The sequence below is a fragment of the Aquimarina mycalae genome, assembly GCF_029906345.1.
Taxonomy (GTDB): Bacteria; Bacteroidota; Bacteroidia; order Flavobacteriales; family Flavobacteriaceae; genus Aquimarina.
In genome coordinates, this window is the sequence record NZ_JARYGY010000001.1 from 27,006 (window position 1) to 46,000 (window position 18,995).

Consider the following 18,995-nt stretch of genomic DNA (forward strand, 5'->3'; position numbering starts at 1 on the left):
TAAATGGGTCGGACCTTATTCTATCAAACCCATTTTTAAATTACTTTATCTTTTGATAATTTGTTGATACGTAAGACTTCCTTGCTTATTAATTTTTATAAAGTATACTCCCTTTACCAGGTTACTTATCTCTATAAATTCTTTTGTATTTTGAATAGTTGCTGTTAACATTTTCTTACCTATACTATCGTAGATTTCAATTATGGTTCCTATAGCATTTTCTAAGTATATTACATCTGATGCTGGGTTTGGATAAAATCTAACGGATTCTATGTCTCCTTTAGTTATATCGATTGGTTTTTTTGTATTGCCCGAGAACTCCAACCAATTGATATTAAACAAATATCCACTTCCACCTTTGTAAATTAGATACACATCTTGTATACCATTTATACTATTGATATTAGCACTATACGTTGTCCATACTTGATTTCCTCCAGTATTCTGAATCGGTAAAGTGGCTAATAAAGTTCCCGTTATACTAGTTGAGCGTAATTCTATTGTTCCACCATTAAAAGCACTCGCAACTCTAATATCAATACTTCTCGCTCCTGTTAAATCGATATTATCATAACGAGACCAATCTCCATTATGAATCCAACCTATATTATCTGTACCTTCAATACATACCTCGCTTTGTATCCCCGACATTGCTCCATAATCTTCTGCTTCGATTCTAGAAAAAGATGTCGAATTTACAGGTTCTATTAGCATATTAGAAATACTATAAGTCTCATCTGCATAACTAGTATACCCATCGATAATTAGTTCTATCACATTACCATTTAATTCAGAAACTGATACATTTTTTAAAGAAAATGAATCTCTATTTTCTGAAATCACTTGTCGAGCACCGCCATCGATTCTATAATAAATATTAAGATAATCCGAGGTTTCCATAGGACCTTCACCTTTGATATCCAATGAAATACTCACAGAAGATTCACAAGAAATATCAATAGCTCCTGAACTATAGTTTACCGTGTTTTTGGTAATTGTAAAATTATCATCTACCCATGGCAAAGAACAAGTGGTAGTATCTTCTGCAATCCCAAATAAATTGGAGATAGTAGTTTTAGAAAAATTTGGTCCCTCATATGCTACCGACAATAAATTCCCTCCTGTTTTCTCAAAGTATTCCACTTTAATTTTGTGATATCCTGATTCCAAACAAACAGTACCCGATGCTTCTTTGACACCATGCAAACCATCATTATTAACAATCATTTCATTATCTATATATAAACTAGATCCATCATCTGATGTAGTATAAAAAGTATATAATCCATCTTCTTTTACATCTATATATCCACTAAATACAAATCCGAAATAATCGTTACTTAAGGTTTTACTGATATCAATTACTGATGTAATACCTGCTGCAGTTTCAATAAGCTCTTCAAAATTGGGTAAAGAGTTCCAAGTACCTTCATAATAACGATAATTAATACCTGATTCTAATCTATCTGGAGTATTTACAGATGGGTGACCTATACAATCACCGTCATCATTGATTTCTATTTTGTTTATTTTATTATTATTCCCTCTATCTTTAATACTACCTCCTGATTGCCCAATACAATTCCGGCTATCATTATCTAATTCTATCGGAAAATTAGTTAAATTGTTAATTTCGACTCCAGATGAGATTAAATTATCCTGCCCTGAATTTGCACCGTTAAGATGTCGTATCGTATTAAGATCTCCAGATACCATAATTTTCAAGTTTTGATCTGGGTTTGATTCAGTGTTTCTTAATGTTATATTGTGAGTATTACCTCCTATATATGCCAATAATTTTCCCCCATTATTATTACTAGTACTGGGCAAAACTGTAATATCTGCAGTAATATTTCTATCATTACTATAATCAACCCCTAATACAGGACCAATATTAGCATCTGCTTTACAGTTAACAATGTCACCAGATCCAATAGCATATCCTCTTTCACAATTAATAGCAGTACAATTTTCAACATATTTTGTACCAGTAGCATGAGTTAATGTTACTCCGCCTCTCATATTCTTTACTGTACAATTAAGCACGGTTGGATTGGATGTTCCTCTTTCATATCGTATTCCATTAATATAAGTTTCTCCTCCATTGTATGCTCTAATACCTTCTTCTTGAAGACTCATTGTATAACCAGCAGGAAGCCTATATCCCCAAGTAGTCATAAAATCAACATCATCAGCGCGAGTACCCGTTCCTTCTTCTTTTAGCATATCATCAGTAGTACGTATTTCACCTTCAATATAACATCCTTCAATAATAGGATTATTCGCGGCCTGCATAAAAATAGCATGACCATATGATCTATGAATTATAGTACAATTTTTAACATGATTAGACTCTCCTCTAACGAGAATGGCTGAATGTTTATAATGTAAAATAACGTTGTTTTGTCCTCCTTTCCCAAATGCATCTCCATATCCATAAGGCCAGGAACCCTTGATTGTCATATGAAAGCCTTCTACCCTATTCCCAGAACCATCCATAGCAATACCTAATGCAGTTTTACTTGGGTTATCAGTTGTAGCGCCATCATCAATCATTGTTAGATTTTTAAGGATATTATTATTCCCTAATATCTGTATCTCTTTGACATCAACTTTACCAAAACTTCGGAATATTTCAGTTTTAAACTTAATAGTAACTCCCGTAAAATCATAGATACTATTAGAACCTTCAAATAGGAATAATGGATTACCAAATTTACCAGCCGTAATATCTGCCGAAGTGATCGTATAGGTACCTGGAGCCAACTTAACATGTACATTATTATCATTTAAATATGGTTTTAATGCACTTAAAGAATTAACCGTTGTTTGTCCAAATACGCAAGCACTAAGCAATAAGAAGACTGGAATGATCTTTTTGACTATTAATGAATTATATTCCATTTTATGCATTTGTTTTAATTTTTGATTAGATAAAAACATACAAATATAAATTGGTTGACCAATTTATTCGAAAATACAGAACACCTCTAAACCTTTATAAACATTTTGAGAATTTGCAACCAACCATTTATTATTCGATATAGATTTGGTATTTTACGTACTGGAGATGTTTTAAAAGGTTTCAAACACATGTATACATGGAATTCACAGACAAATTAATTTCAAAATTTGAAAACAATGCTAATGCAGAAAATGCTGCGGCTATGGAAGCATATTTGAAAAATCTTTTTCCCTTATATGGAATAAAAGCTCCTGTTAGAAAACAGTTGTTAAAAGAAACTATATCAGTATTTAAGAACGATTTATCTGATAACAATATCATTCCAATTGCTAATACTTTATATAACGAACCCAAACGAGAGTTACATTATTGTGCTATTGAATTAACGGATAAATTTCTAAAGAAAAAATATAGAATTCAAGATATTGATTTTATTAAAAACTTAATCATCACAAATTCCTGGTGGGACTCTGTTGATTTTATTGCAAAACATATCCTAGGCAATTATTTATTACAATTCCCTTCTGAAAATGAAAAAGTAATCACTGCGCTTTCTGCTTCAGAAAATATGTGGTTAAATAGAAGTGCTATTCTTTTTCAATTAGGGTATAAAAACAAAACAGATGCTAAGCAGTTATTCGATATATGTTTAACACATAAATCTTCTTCAGAGTTTTTTATCCAAAAAGCTATTGGATGGGCATTAAGAGAGTATTCCAAAGTAAATCCCGATGCTGTTAAAACTTTTGTATCCCAAACAGATTTAAAACCTTTAAGTCGAAAAGAAGCTTTAAAAAGGCTACAATAAGATTGTTCTGTTTCTCAAAAAAATGAGTCTATAGATTGGTATACTTATAATTTAACATGATATGAATTAACAACCTCTCTCCTCTTTCCAGAGGACAACAAAGGAATTTCATCTACATACGCAATTTGAATATTAGCGTCTTGCCCAAAGTACGTTTTGTATTCTTTCAGCATTTTAGCTTCATCTACTTTTTTATCTGTATTCAGTTTAATCAAATAATCTTTCTTACCATATTGTATCAATTGAAACTGTTTATATTCACCATACTTACATAACTTATAGGAAACATGAGAGGGTATAATTTCTCCTTTTGTATTATAGATTAAATCAAGTTTTCTACCTTCAATAGATGAAAGATATGCTACACCTCCCTCATTATACTCTATCATTCCTACATCACCTGTATCATATCGAATTAAAGGCATAGCATAGTTATGTAAATCCGTAACTACGATTCTTCCTCGTTTTCTGGAACCAATCGAAATATCTTTATCCAGATCCAATATCTCTATATAATAGCTTGCAGAATTAATTGTAAATTTAGAAGCTACATTACGATCTTCTTGCGCTAAAATTCCATTCTCATTGTTAGAGTATCTAGATACTGGTGCCACTCCAAAATATTTTTCCATCCTACTTCTTATATAGGGATTAAGTCCTTCAGACATTGCTATAACGGATTGCATATTACAAGAAACTGGAGGAGCATTAACTGCATCAAGGTATTTACAAATAGTCGCAAACGATGACGCATATCCTAAAAGGCTCTTTTTGGAAGTATCTTTTTTTAAATCCTTTATAAAATTATTTATATCAGAATCTGTAAGCTTAAAAACACTTTGAGGGTACACATTTTGCCACCAAAACTTAGAAAAAAGAGTGCGCTTAATAGTATCGGGCCAAATTTTTATATACATCAATTTTTGTCCTATCTCATATCCTGATCTTTTAGAAAAGTATAAATTATCTCCAGTACTTCTACATCGTTTATTTATATCTTGCAATACCGAAAAAGGAGCTCCCGTAGATCCACTTGTAGAAACCAATACACAGCTATCAGGGTTATATTTTGATGATACAAACTCATCAAAATTATCGCGTATCATATTTTTGTTTATTACAGGAAAATCAAGGATAGAATTATAGTTAGTATATTTTTGATAAAACCAAGTAGTACTAACAGCATGTGCTAAAATCTGTTGTAAATATACATCTTTCGTATCCTGAGATAATTTGGATTCAGGATTCTCAATCAACTCTTTAATGTCTTTATAATGCTTTCTAATATCATTCCCTTTTAGGGCATCTAAAAGCCAAAAGATTTTTCTACGAAAAATTTGTGATAGATTCATTAATATATTTCGTTACTTAAATCAAGCTATATCAAATCTGATAGTGACTACCTATATTAAGAATAGTTGTGTGAAAATCAATTATTATACATCGGAATATCTAGCTCTGATAAAATTAAAACTATTTTTTTGTTATATCTAGATATACAACAAAAAAAATGCACAGTTTTCACTGTGCATTTTTAATATAGAATAACAATTCTTATTTCACTTCTTCGAAGTCAACATCTTCTACATCACTAGCTTCAGAATCTCCTCCTTCAGGTTGTGCACCTGCTTCTGGTCCTGCTGCACCACCTTGTGCTTCTGCTTGTGCTTTATACATTTCTTCACTAGCTGCTTTCCAAGCTTCATTGATTTTATCTAGTGCTGGTTGTATGATAGCCAGGTCTTTAGATTCATACGCTTTCTTCAATTCTTCTAAAGCTTCTTCTACAGGCTTCTTATTATCATCAGAAATTTTATCTCCAAATTCTTTAAGCTGCTTTTCTGTTTGGAAAATCATTCCATCCGCTTCATTTAACTTGTCTGCAGTTTCTTTTGCTGCTTTATCTGCTTCAGCATTCGCTTCTGCTTCCTGCTTCATTTTCTCGATTTCTTCTTCTGTTAATCCAGAAGATGCTTCAATTCGAATATCCTGAGACTTATTGGTTGCCTTATCTGTAGCAGAAACTTTAATAATACCATTAGCATCTATATCAAAAGTAACTTCGATTTGAGGTGTTCCTCTTTGTGCTGGTGGAATTCCATCTAAATGGAAACGACCAATAGTTTTATTATCAGCTGCCATAGGACGCTCTCCTTGCAGTACATGAATCTCTACCGAAGGTTGATTATCTGCTGCCGTAGAAAACACTTGTGATTTCTTAGTAGGAATCGTGGTATTTGCTTCAATCAATTTAGTCATTACATTACCCATTGTCTCAATCCCTAAAGAAAGTGGTGTAACATCTAATAACAATACATCTTTTACATCTCCTGTAAGTACACCTCCTTGGATTGCAGCTCCAACAGCTACTACCTCATCAGGATTTACTCCTTTACTTGGAGCTTTACCAAAGAACTTCTCTACTGCTTCCTGAACCGCAGGAATACGAGTAGATCCTCCAACTAATATAATTTCATCAATATCACTTGTAGACAATCCTGCTGCATTAAGAGCAGTACGACAAGGTTCGATAGTACGTTTTACCAAATCATCAATTAATTGGTCAAATTTAGCTTTTGTTAATGACCTTACTAAGTGTTTAGGACCACTTGCAGTCGCTGTAACATATGGTAAATTGATCTCAGTTTGAGAAGAAGAAGATAATTCAATTTTCGCTTTTTCAGCAGCTTCTTTAAGACGTTGTAAAGCCATTGGATCTTGACGTAAATCCATATTCTCTTCACTCTTAAATTCTTCTGCCAACCAGTCAATAATTTTTTGATCTACATCATCTCCTCCTAAATGCGTATCTCCATCAGTTGATAACACTTCGAATACACCATCTCCTAATTCAAGGATAGATACATCATGTGTACCTCCACCAAAGTCAAATACTACAATCTTCTGATCTGTTCCTTTTTTATCCAAACCATATGCCAATGCAGCTGCTGTAGGCTCATTGATAATTCTTTCTACTTTAAGACCTGCGATCTCTCCCGCTTCCTTAGTTGCCTGACGTTGTGCGTCATTAAAATATGCTGGCACAGTAATTACCGCTCTAGTCACATCTTGCCCAAGATAATCTTCTGCTGTTTTCTTCATTTTCTGAAGTGTCATAGCAGACAATTCTTGTGGTGTATATAAACGTCCATCGATATCTACTCGTGGCGTATTATTATCTCCTTTTACTACTTTGTAAGCAGCTCTTTCTGCTTCTTTAGATGATTCAGAGAATTTATTTCCCATAAATCTTTTAATAGAAGAGATTGTTTTAGTTGGGTTTGTAACCGCCTGACGCTTTGCAGGATCTCCTACTTTAATTTCTCCTCCTTCTACAAATGCAATTACAGATGGAGTAGTTCTTTTTCCTTCAGCATTAGGTATAACTACCGGCTCATTACCTTCCATCACAGAAACACAAGAGTTGGTTGTCCCTAAATCTATTCCTATTATCTTACTCATATTATTATATAAATGTTTTAGTGTTGTTCTAAATAATTTATTGCACATAAGTCAATGATTATGCCATCTCTATTTGTCTGACAGGATGTCACTATCTCTTTTATACGAACAACCATACGTTCTTTTAAAACATTGCAGTAACTACAAAAAGTAAATACGATTACTAAGTATTACTTAAAAAAACATATTATTTTTTATCAATAACTTATATTTACCTCCGAAAAATTATATAGCATTACTAATTATGGAATGTATCAGTATTTTTGATATGTTAAAAATAGGTGTAGGACCTTCTAGTTCTCACACCTTTGGTCCTTGGAGAGCAGGTAGAAGATGGATTTCAGAATTAAAAGAGAATAATCAATTTACATCTGTAGTTGAAATTAAGGTGGATCTTTTCGGTTCCTTATCACTTACTGGAAAAGGACACGCTACCGACATAGCTTCTATTTTAGGTTTATGTGGATTTGATCCCCAAACTATTGATGTCTCATCAATTAATTCTATAATTGACACCATAACTACTACTAAGGTATTATCTTTCAATACCGAGCATGAAGTTAGTTTTGACCCAAAGACTCACATTATATTCAATAAAGAATTTAAAGAGTTTCATCCTAATGCAATAACATTTACTGCAACACTAGATAACGAAGAACAAACTTCTTCTACATTCTATTCAATAGGAGGAGGTTTTGTGGTACAAGAAGAACGAAAGAGGAAAGAAAAAAAACTGGAAGAGTTTCATAAGTTTCCACTTCCAATCCAAAAGGCCACCGATTTGCTGAAATATTGTACCGCTAAAAACAAGAAGGTATCAGAAATTGTATTGGAAAACGAACGCTCATTGCGTAGTGATAAAGAAATCGATCATAGAATTGAGCAAATCTGGAAAGTAATGTTGGAATCTATGTATACTGGTTGTCATACAGAAGGAACACTTCCTGGAGGACTTAATGTAAGACGACGAGCATTTGATACTCACAAAAAACTAATTGGTACTGCTTCCTATTCCAATCCTACGGAGTGGATCGACTCTATTAGAGATACAGAGGTGAAATTTCGTCAGATTTTAAAATGGGTCTCCTGTTTTGCACTTGCTGTAAATGAAGTTAATGCTTCTCTTGGTCGGGTTGTTACTGCTCCTACCAATGGAAGTGCTGGTGTCATCCCAGCAGTAATGATGTACTATATGGTAATTGAGAACCACGATGCTAATTTTGATGATGTCAAACAGTTTATGTTAGTAGCTGGAGAAATTGGTAGTTTATTTAAAAAAGGTGCCACTATATCCGCAGCTATGGGTGGTTGTCAGGCAGAAATTGGGGTCTCTTCTGCAATGGCAGCAGGAGCCTTAACAGAATTAATGGGTGGTACACCAGAACAAGTGGTAATGGCTAGCGAAATAGCAATGGAACATCATCTAGGTTTAACCTGTGATCCTATTGGTGGTTTAGTACAGATTCCTTGTATTGAGCGTAATGCTATGGGTGCTATAAAAGCAATTAACGCTTGTGAAATGGCTTTAGATTCTGACGCGTCTAATGCGAAAGTACCCTTAGATAAGGTGATAGAAACTATGTGGGAAACTGCAAAAGATATGAATACTAAGTATAAAGAAACCAGTGAAGGAGGCTTAGCAATTAAAGTGAGCTTAAGCGACTGTTAATTCAACTTCATGTCTAGAGGTATTACAATCCATAAAGTTAAAAATCTATTCTTCTTTTACTTTCAGTTATTTGGATTATATATTCTGTTTTTTATTTGTGTAGCATTTCTTCAAAGTTTATTTCCTTACTTGGATTTAAAAAAATATTCTCAAGATGGTTTATTTGAAATATTAAAAGATAATAAACTCAAAGCATTTGTATCAGTGATAATTTATGCTCCTATCATTGAAGAACTTATGTTCAGAACTTTAATAAAACCAACAAAAAAAGAGCTTTTGTTATTTTTAAGTATCTGGACGACTTTCACTATAAACCTATTTATTACGTTAGAACAAGAATGGTACTATAGATACTTCATATTTTTAGGTTTTACTTTAGGAATATTCTTTATTTATAAACGGGTAATCTCAAAAAAATATCTGGAAAAAATTAAATACTTTTTAAATGATCATCAACTAATAACACTTCAGATCACCTCTATTATATTTGGTTTTGTACATATTTTCAATTACGTAGATTCTTTTAGGATTGATAGTGTTTTATTTCTACTTATTGTCCCTCGAATCATTTCAGGACATATGTTCGGTAAATTGAAAATAAAAAATGGCCATATTATCTGGCCAATGCTACTTCATGCCTTAAACAACGGAGTAGTATTTTTAATAGTTAGTAGTAGACTTTAAGCTATTTACAACCTTTTCTTTTACGAGTATCTGCCAATGCCATAATTTTCCAAGTTGTACCATCATAAAACAATTGAAAAATATTAACACCACAATGGCTAAATTGATCATTTACATAAAACTCATAAGGTGTCCAGACTTGTGCTATATTTTCATTTGCATCAATTTTAAAATCTAACAATTTCTCTAACCATTTCTGATCTTCTGGTCTATTATGTATTACCTCTAAGAACTTTTTAATATTGGTTTTAGTAGTTCTAAGGTTTCCTTCCTTCGTCATAGAAATTGTTTGCATTACGATATTAGCATCTATGGTTTTTTTAATTTTAACAGTATCACCTTCGTGAAATCCTTCAAAAAAATCCAATATTGCTTGTTTAGCTTGCTTTTGATTTAGAGTCATTTCTTTTTGAGAAAAAACTGTACACGATATAAATAAAAATAATAATAGTGAAAACTTATACATAACATTTACCTTTTTACACCTCTAAATTAGGGTTTTAATTGTTTTTTAAAACATTTACATATCATTCTTTTGAAATAAAATACATCAAAAATAATATCTGCTTGTTACGATATTACGAATTGATTACTTTTACGACACTAAACTAACTTATAAAATGTCTACAGCAAAAAAGGATTACAAACGTGTTACGGTAAAATCTCTAGTGGAGATGAAAGCCAATAAAGAAAAAATATCTATGCTTACTGCATATGATTATACGATGGCAAAAATTGTTGATGGCGCTGGAGTTGATGTTATTCTTGTTGGTGATTCTGCTTCTAACGTAATGGCAGGTCATGAAACTACACTACCTATTACTTTAGATCAAATGATCTACCACGCATCATCCGTTATAAGAGCTATTGACAGAGCATTAATCGTTGTTGACTTACCTTTTGGTAGTTATCAAAGTGATCCAAAAGAAGCTTTACGTTCTGCAATTAGAATCATGAAGGAATCTGGAGGACATGCGGTAAAACTTGAAGGCGGAAAAGAAGTTAAAGATTCTATTAAACGAATTCTAAACGCTGGTATTCCTGTAATGGGGCATCTAGGTTTAACACCTCAATCCATTTATAAATTCGGAACGTATACCGTACGTGCAAAAGAAGAGGCTGAAGCCAAACAATTAAAAGAAGATGCATTGATGCTTGAAAAAGCTGGGTGTTTTGCTATTGTATTAGAAAAAGTTCCTGCAGCACTTGCAAAAGAAGTGGCTAAAAGTCTTACGATTCCTATTATAGGAATTGGAGCTGGAAATGGTGTAGACGGACAGGTATTAGTAACGCACGATATGCTAGGCATGACTCATGAATTTAACCCAAGGTTTCTAAGACGCTATCTTGATTTATATACAGAAATGACCAATGCTTTCCAACAATATGTTGCTGACGTAAAATCAGTTGATTTCCCTAATGACAATGAGCAATATTAGTGTTAGATTATTGAATTGTAAGACAATTTGGTCTCTAGATGGTTTGGTCTATATTATGAATTAATTAGATACACTTTTAATCTAATTAGAATCCAAGCTTAGGATAACCTTAAAATTCAAATTAACATTACAATAAAATCTAACGGTCTAACTATCGAACATGTCTGAAAAAATAATTTCTAACAAATCCAATCTTCAAGTTCTTTATGAAGATAATCATCTTATTGTTATTAATAAACGTGCTGGTGACATCGTTCAAGGTGATAAAACAGGTGACAAACCATTAAGTGAAGTCGTAAAGGAATACATTGCTGATAAGTACAACAAACCAGGAGCGGTATATCTTGGCGTTGTGCATCGTTTAGATCGTCCTACGAGCGGAATTGTTGTTTTTGCTAGAACAAGTAAAGCTTTACCTAGACTTAATAAACTATTCGCTAACAAAGAAGCTAAAAAAACATATTGGGCGGTTGTAAAAAAAGAACCAGCCAATCAAATGGATACGCTTACTCATTGGCTTAAACGTAATCCTAAGCAAAATAAATCTTATGCTCATAAAAATGAAGTCCCCGATAGCAAAAAAGCTATTTTAGATTACAAAATCATTAAAAAATTACAAAACTATTCTTTATTAGAAATTGATCTACATACAGGTCGTCATCATCAGATACGATCTCAGTTATCAACTATAGGGTCTGTAATTAAAGGAGATCTAAAATACGGAGCTGATCGTAGTAACAAAGATGGTAGCATTCACCTTCATGCTAGAAAACTTACATTTATACACCCAGTAAAAAAGGAATCACTCTCTATTCTTGCTCCACCGCCACCAGATGCTATTTGGGATGACTGCTTATAAGGTATTGAACATATATTCACTTAATATTGTTACAACTTACCTGTAGGATCGTATACTTTCTATTACTACAGAGGTTAAAATTAACACTCCTCCAATAATTGTTGTCCATAATGGTATTTCTTTCAAAAAAACAATTCCGATTATAATACCATATACTGGTTGTATGCTACTTATAATACTAGCTGTAGTCGCAGAAAATCGCTTTAAACTAAATAAGAAAAGTGTATGTCCAATCGCTGTTGTTAATAAAGCTAACACCAATATCCAAGGCCATTGCGTAGTAATCCCAGAGCTATCCATTACAAACAAAAAAGGTGATAATAATACACTTATTATTACTAATTGATACCACATTAGCATTGAACCGTGATAATTACCAACTTTGGTTTTCATAATTAAATTTCGCAATGCATAACATAACGCAGATATCACACCAAAACCAACAGCTTTAGCGTACGAATTCTCTACACTAAAATCAGGAACTAAAAAGTAAATCCCTAACAATACTAATGCACCTAATACTAGATGCATCTTTTGAAACTTTGTTTTGAGAAGTATCGGTTCTAAAAAAGAGGTAATCACTGGATATGTAAATAAGGATAACATACCTATAGCCACATTAGACATTTTTAAAGCATAAAAATAAGTAACCCAATGCAGTCCCATAAGTACTCCTCCTGCAATGATTGTTGCCCTATCTTTTGTGGCAATTCTAAATGAAATCTTTTTCCATTTACAAAATAAAAACAATAATCCTCCTGCTAAAATTGCCCTAAAAGCTATTGTGACAGGCACTGGCATATCTATATATCTACCCAAAGCACCAGAAGTACTAATAAATAGCATGGCTAGATTAAGCTCTAGTATATTACGTAAATGCTGCTTATTGTTCTGCAATCTTTATCGGATTAATGAAAAGTTCGCATTAAACTGTTTATTAACTCCTTCTTCTGTATACATCACTCTAAACCAATAATCATTAGAAGGCAATAATCTTCCATTAAAAGTTCCATCCCAAGTACCACTTGACCCAAGATCCTTAAGAAGTTTTCCGAATCTATCAAAAATTAATATCCCCGTTATCTGTACATTTTCATTTCCTACAATACCCCAAGTATCATGAAAACTATCTCCATTAGGCGTAAAATATCTCGGATAATCCACTATAAATTCTACATCAGCTTCTAATTCTCTGCACATTCGAAAATCTCTTACATATACAATATGTTCTCCTCTTGGAACCCTCTCAAAGATATTAGAACTCTGCCAATCTCCGTTATCTAATCTAAACTCATACTCCCCATTACCAACAACATTAACTTGAATCGTTGCATTATCAGAAAAAGCTCCAGAAATTAATTCTGTGGTAATACTTTCTGGAGGATATGATTCTATCACCCTAGTGCTTCTAGACAATAAGCATCCTGTTGCCACATTGGTAACTAATACAGTATATTCTCCGGGTACTGTAGGCGAAAAATCAGCATTTGTGGCTCCTGGTATTTCATTGCCAGCTGTAGGAGTTGTTCCTGTATACCATTGAAAAGTATTTTCCACAGCATCTAATCCAGTGTCAATAGTAGCTGTAGGCAACAAATTAATTACTGATCCATCACCTTCCAAACATATAGTATATTCATCTTCGAACCCTATTGGTATAAAAGGGTTTACAAATAAACTAATATGTTCTCCCAACCCTAAACAAGTGTTATCATCTCCATTTTCTACTCGAACATATAAATTCTGTGTAAAAGGAGATGCTTCATTCCTATATGCGTTTATATTTAAGATTTCATTTTCTTCAGATAAAGCATCTGCTTCATTTTGATAATAACTAACAGATAAATTTTGACCGCCAGGATATAATTGAAGGATCTGATCTGTAGCATCACTAAAATCAAATGTTGCAATACCATCTGTAGAATTATCATCAGGGTTATCTGCCTCACAAATAGCATAAGTAAGATTAAAAGCAGAAGGAATTTGAGTGGCGGAAACCTGAAGATCTATTCTCGACGTTCTGGTACACCCTTTATCAGATTCTATTCTTGTATATACGACACTATTTATTGCAATTGGATTAGAGTATGTTGTAAAATTGGTTATTTGATCTGAAGTATTACCAAGAACAGCCTCTTGCTCAGTCAAATAATATGTAAAAGTTTCGTTTGTGAAATTTGTAGATATCAATGAATTAGCTTCTGATAAATTAAATAATGAAAAACCATCTGTATCATCATCACATTGTAATAGTGATACCACATTTGACACCACAGGAAGAGGATTTACGACCAATCTAAAAGTAGTAGTTTCGTAGCATTGACGATCTGTATTATTTTCTATTCTAACAAATATTGTTTGTGTATTTGCTACATTGGTATACAGGTCGGCAAGCTCTGTTCCTGGATTACCAGCATCGGCTGCTGTTTGATTTTCATAAAACAATACTGTAAAATCAGCAGGGTTTTGAGCTCCTAATACTTCAGTTCTTTTTACCGAAAGATCAAATTCTATAATCCCATTAACATCACTACCATCATTATCATTATCACAAGCTTCTAGATCAGTTAGAGTATTTGCAACTGGGTTTCTAACAACTTCTAAATCAAAAGATGAAACTTTATAACATTTCTGATTAGATTCTGCTATTCGCAACCATATTGTTTGACCAGCAGTGGTATTTACAAAATTATCTGGAGTTGTAATAATCGGATCTGCAGCTAATCCTGTATAATTTTCCGCATCATTTTGTGTAAGGTGATATGTAATAGGAAATATCATAGGATCTTGTCCTCCTAATACTAAACTAGAATTTACAGTAAGATCAAAAGAATTAAAACCATCATCATCATCATCACAAGATGTTAGATTTATAGGTGGTGCGATTATATCGGGTGAATTAATAAATTCTACAGTAACAGAATCTGAAGCTGTACAACCACTTGCAATAGCAATTTCTACACTATAAACACCTCCTTGAGTAATTTCTAATTGTGCGCCTCCTGCCAATAATGTTGTACCATCTCCAGCAGCCAATGGCAAACCATCTTTCATCCATGTATAAGTAGAACTGGTTCCAATGGTTGCATTTAATATAATTGAATCACCAGTACATCCTGGATTACCTGCTGCTAATGTTCTATCATCTCCTAAATCTCCACCTAAATTAAAACTTCCTGCAGCCAAAAAAACAGCCGAATCAAAATCGCCATCTTGATTATCTGCTATTACCAATTTTATGGTATAGCGCTCATTCGCAATTACATTTCCTGAAGCTGTCAATACCTGTGTATATCCATTAAAGTCTATTGGTGCTGGGCTATTAGCGGGAATTCTTCTATTAAAAAAAGTTGGATTCTGAGGAGCACACTCTGAAGTTCCATTTACCACATCAGTAAAAATTCCATTATTATTTAAATCGACTCCATCATGTACCGTTGTCACTTTAATTGGAACTGGAGGGTTTGTTCCTGGAACAACAGCAAGGTTTACCGAATTACCAGAGGAATCTGTAAGTATAAAAGCAAAAACATCAGAAAAAGAACATGGAAATGCTCCTGTATATTCTTCTGAAGCAAATAGAAAATCAAAACTTATGAAATCTATAGTAGGTACAAATTCAAACTGAATATAGGATGCATTAAATAGACTAGGAGTACTTGTTATATTTGCCAAATCTGCATCTCCGCCCCAAACAGTACCATCTCCTTCTCCAAGTGGTGTAGGCCCATTAGGCCCTGAAGCACTTGATGCATTTCCAGTACTTAAAATAACACCTCTTTCTATTTCGAAACCAGAACCATTAGACTCAAAATAACCAATTCCATTAAATCCCTGGGCTGTTCCTGTAAAAGAGGATATATTTTCTACTGTCGCACAAGGGCTATCAATAAGAACATCTTCAACTAATTGCTGGGCTGTAAATGAACTATCATCCACTGTGATTTGTCCAAAAAACGGCATCGTAAATGCGCTAAACAATATAAAAAATAAAGTATTTTTATTCATTTTAATAGTGAACCAATTAATATTTAAAAAAATTTAGGTCGCCGAAAAGTTTAGTCACATCTAAGTGCTTAAGTAGTATATCAAATGATCAAAAAAACTACATTAGATACTATTCCAATAATCCTCTTCCCAAATTATAAACAAAGTTGATTCAAAAAACCCTACTTTCAAAAATAAAAAAGTAAAAAATGTGTAAATTAGGTTTCCAATTACACCTTACCGTATTAATTTTTTTGATTTCTCTTTAATAATATCAGCAACTGGTCTATTTTCTATATTACTTTCCAACCAAGATAAAATATCTAAATACAAAAAAGCTCTTTTTTCATAAGGGTGATTTTCATACTGCTTGAGTGTTTTATGAAGTTTTCTAAATTCATCTTTGATTTGATGTGGAAAAATATCACCTAGGTTTTTAAGAAATTTAATCATCTCTTTTTGTACTTCATGCAAATCATCCATTTTAATCAAAAACCTATAGGTCTCTTTCAATTGGCTTTCCAAATGATAATCCATTCCTGCTTCATAATGTGCTACCAAACTTAATACTCTAGCAAAACACATTAAATCTTCTCTCATTTTTAAAGACTTATTATTGATAATTTTACTAAGATATTCAATGCATTTACGATGATTTGCCATTCCAAAATACAAACAACCTATCTTATAATACAACACCATAATATGATGATCATCCAAACGATCTTTATACTCCTTAATACCTTTTAAGATCTCCTCTACTAAATACGCTCCTTCTTCAAAAGTTCCTTCTAAAAAATGAACATTCAACCTGTTATTATGAATAAATTGAAAGGAAAGTACATCTATATTATCATCTATCGGAAAATCATCCGATTTAATAGTTTTTTCAAATTTGCTTAATGTTAATTTTAACTGTGTTTTATCTTGAATTAAATACAATGACTCTAGTAAATAATGATTTCCGCGCAGAAAAAACACTGGATTAAGAATAATCATTTTAGGATGTTCATAAAAAAGATCTACCCATTTTTTAGAGTACTTATAACAAGACAAAAAATCTTGGACCATAAAACTATACCACAAATGAGCTTTGTACAGCCATAATTTTTCTCGAAACCCAAGGATATTCCAATCATATTTTGGCAATTTACTCTGGAAATAATTGGTAATAACGTTATGCTCTTTATCGTTTCTAACATATCCGCTTTTTATCATTAAGCCATATAATTGAAGTGAAAGGTTAGATAATCTACTTGTAAGCACATTTTTCATGCTTAACATTTTAGCCTCGATAGTCAATTCATCAGCTCGACTATTAATACTTCTAGTGATATATTGAGTTTCAATTACTTTTTCTAATTCAACTATTTCATATGCTATATTGTTTTCTTCATTCTCTTTTGCAACCGTTTTTGCTTTATCTAAAATTTTAAGACTTTGCTTATAAAGTCCTTTATGATATAAAATTGTCGCAAAGTCGAGCTGTTCTCTTATTTGAGATCTTACATTTTGATGCAACGGACTTAACCTAAGGCTTATGAGAATTTGTTTATACAAATGTGCTTTCAGGTTAGAAAGTTGTTGTTTTTTGACAATTCCTTTAGACACAATTAACTCTTCATCTAGAGATTCACTTTTATCCAGATGATTAAAAAGTGCTAAAAATTTAGAGTCAGTATTCACCCCTAATCTTCCAACATACACCTTAAATTGTCGTTTTTCTGATTTAGAAAGCGACTTTACTAAAATAAACAAAGGATCTTTTTGATCATTAGTCATTGTAAGAAAATATATTACAATTAATTGATTACAAGAAGATTACGCGATTACAAAAACATTTCAACATTGTAAAACACCTTATTAAATACCTTCTTTTTGAATAACCAAAATATAAATTCGTAAGAGATTACCAAACTAATAATTCACATAATTCCTATGAGCGATAATAAAGTCCAAATTTTTGACACTACCTTAAGAGATGGAGAACAGGTCCCTGGTTGTAAACTAAACACTAAGCAGAAATTAGTGATTGCCGAGCGATTAGACCTACTAGGAGTTGATGTAATCGAAGCTGGATTTCCAGTATCAAGCCCTGGTGATTTCACTTCAGTTAATGAAATAGCAAAAATTGTAAAAAACGCAACTGTATGCGGGCTTACAAGAGCAGTAGAAAATGATATCAAAGTCGCTGCAGAAGCCCTTAAGTATGCAAAAAAACCAAGAATTCATACTGGGATTGGAACTTCAGAATCTCATATAAAATATAAATTTAATTCAACTCAAGAAAAAGTAATCGAACGTGGTATCGCTGCTGTAAAATATGCTAAGTCTTTTGTTGAGGATGTAGAATTTTATGCAGAAGATGCTGGACGAACAGATAATGAGTTTTTAGCACGTGTTTGCGAAGCTATGATCAAAGCTGGAGCTACGGTTCTTAATATACCCGACACTACTGGTTATTGCCTTCCTGAAGAATACGGTGCCAAAATAAAATACCTTACAGAAAATGTAAAAGGTATTGATAATGTGATTATTTCTTGTCACTGTCATAATGACTTGGGATTGGCAACTGCTAACTCTATCGTAGGAGCAATCAATGGAGCAAGACAGATTGAGTGTACCATTAACGGAATTGGTGAACGAGCAGGAAATACAGCTTTAGAAGAAGTTGTAATGATTATGAAACAACACCCTTACCTAAAATTAAATACGGATATCGACACTAAGTTATTGTACGACACAAGTCTTATGGTATCTGAAAGTATGGGAATGTTAGTACAGCCAAATAAAGCCATTGTAGGTGCTAATGCTTTTGCACATAGTTCAGGAATACATCAGGATGGAGTTATTAAAAATCGCGAAACATATGAAATCATAGATCCCGCAGAAGTGGGTGTAACTGAATCAGCAATTGTATTGACTGCAAGAAGTGGAAGAGCAGCACTTGCCTATCGCGCCAAAAAAATTGGTTATGAATTAACCAAACTTCAACTGGATAAAGTATATACAGAATTCTTACACTATGCGGATAGAAAGAAAGAAGTAGTAAATGAGGATATTCATCAGATCATGAAAACAGTTGATGTTGCATCTGCAGTTGTAGCATAAAAAGCAAATTA

Annotated in this window: 13 protein-coding genes; 6 read left to right on the plus strand and 7 right to left on the minus strand. The window is 32.8% G+C overall.

Features of this window, described 5'->3' with window-relative positions; genetic code table 11:
- Positions 1-45: 45 nt before the first annotated feature.
- The gene (locus QBK95_RS00115) at positions 46-2,904 is read right to left on the minus strand and encodes a carbohydrate-binding protein (protein ID WP_280929258.1); all 2,859 of its coding nucleotides are present in this window, start codon (positions 2,902-2,904) and stop codon (positions 46-48) included.
- 197 nt (positions 2,905-3,101) lie between these two features.
- Between QBK95_RS00115 and QBK95_RS00120 the strand changes: the two genes are divergently transcribed.
- On the plus strand, positions 3,102-3,773 hold the full coding sequence (locus tag QBK95_RS00120) for a DNA alkylation repair protein (protein WP_280929260.1): 672 nt from the start codon (positions 3,102-3,104) through the stop codon (positions 3,771-3,773).
- 44 nt (positions 3,774-3,817) lie between these two features.
- Here QBK95_RS00120 and QBK95_RS00125 read toward each other — a convergent pair whose 3' ends face one another.
- Together QBK95_RS00125 and dnaK are read right to left on the minus strand one after the other, a co-directional pair.
- The gene (locus QBK95_RS00125; protein ID WP_280929262.1) at positions 3,818-5,125 is read right to left on the minus strand and encodes a phenylacetate--CoA ligase family protein; all 1,308 of its coding nucleotides are present in this window, start codon (positions 5,123-5,125) and stop codon (positions 3,818-3,820) included.
- A gap of 202 nt (positions 5,126-5,327) precedes the next feature.
- Positions 5,328-7,235 (minus strand): molecular chaperone DnaK, encoded by a 1,908-nt coding sequence (dnaK, locus tag QBK95_RS00130; protein ID WP_280929264.1) that lies wholly within the window; start codon positions 7,233-7,235, stop codon positions 5,328-5,330.
- 244 nt (positions 7,236-7,479) lie between these two features.
- Here dnaK and QBK95_RS00135 point away from each other — a divergent pair, with 244 nt between their 5' ends.
- Together QBK95_RS00135 and QBK95_RS00140 are read left to right on the plus strand one after the other, a co-directional pair.
- A complete protein-coding gene (locus QBK95_RS00135; protein WP_280929266.1) occupies positions 7,480-8,904 on the plus strand; it encodes an L-serine ammonia-lyase in 1,425 nt (474 codons plus the stop codon).
- Between the two features lie 129 nt (positions 8,905-9,033).
- On the plus strand, positions 9,034-9,588 hold the full coding sequence (locus QBK95_RS00140) for a CPBP family glutamic-type intramembrane protease (protein WP_280929268.1): 555 nt from the start codon (positions 9,034-9,036) through the stop codon (positions 9,586-9,588).
- 1 nt (position 9,589) lies between these two features.
- Here the strand turns inward: QBK95_RS00140 and QBK95_RS00145 are convergent, their stop codons facing one another.
- Positions 9,590-9,991 (minus strand): nuclear transport factor 2 family protein, encoded by a 402-nt coding sequence (locus tag QBK95_RS00145; protein WP_280929269.1) that lies wholly within the window; start codon positions 9,989-9,991, stop codon positions 9,590-9,592.
- Between the two features lie 217 nt (positions 9,992-10,208).
- Here QBK95_RS00145 and panB point away from each other — a divergent pair, with 217 nt between their 5' ends.
- Positions 10,209-11,027, plus strand: coding sequence for a 3-methyl-2-oxobutanoate hydroxymethyltransferase (panB, locus tag QBK95_RS00150; RefSeq protein ID WP_280929271.1), 819 nt, complete (start codon positions 10,209-10,211; stop codon positions 11,025-11,027).
- A 160-nt stretch (positions 11,028-11,187) separates the two neighbouring features.
- On the plus strand, positions 11,188-11,886 hold the full coding sequence (locus QBK95_RS00155; RefSeq protein WP_280929273.1) for an RluA family pseudouridine synthase: 699 nt from the start codon (positions 11,188-11,190) through the stop codon (positions 11,884-11,886).
- A 36-nt stretch (positions 11,887-11,922) separates the two neighbouring features.
- Here QBK95_RS00155 and QBK95_RS00160 read toward each other — a convergent pair whose 3' ends face one another.
- The 3 genes from QBK95_RS00160 to QBK95_RS00170 form a co-directional block, all read right to left on the minus strand.
- Positions 11,923-12,783, minus strand: coding sequence for a DMT family transporter (locus QBK95_RS00160; RefSeq protein WP_280929275.1), 861 nt, complete (start codon positions 12,781-12,783; stop codon positions 11,923-11,925).
- A 3-nt stretch (positions 12,784-12,786) separates the two neighbouring features.
- Entirely contained in the window at positions 12,787-15,894 is a 3,108-nt protein-coding gene (locus QBK95_RS00165; RefSeq protein WP_280929277.1) for a T9SS type B sorting domain-containing protein, read from the minus strand.
- Positions 15,895-16,110: 216 nt separating this feature from the next.
- On the minus strand, positions 16,111-17,655 hold the full coding sequence (locus QBK95_RS00170; protein WP_280929279.1) for a hypothetical protein: 1,545 nt from the start codon (positions 17,653-17,655) through the stop codon (positions 16,111-16,113).
- Between the two features lie 156 nt (positions 17,656-17,811).
- Between QBK95_RS00170 and QBK95_RS00175 the strand changes: the two genes are divergently transcribed.
- Complete coding sequence (locus QBK95_RS00175) at positions 17,812-18,984, plus strand: 2-isopropylmalate synthase (RefSeq protein WP_280929281.1); 1,173 nt, start codon at positions 17,812-17,814, stop codon at positions 18,982-18,984.
- Positions 18,985-18,995: the final 11 nt, after the last annotated feature.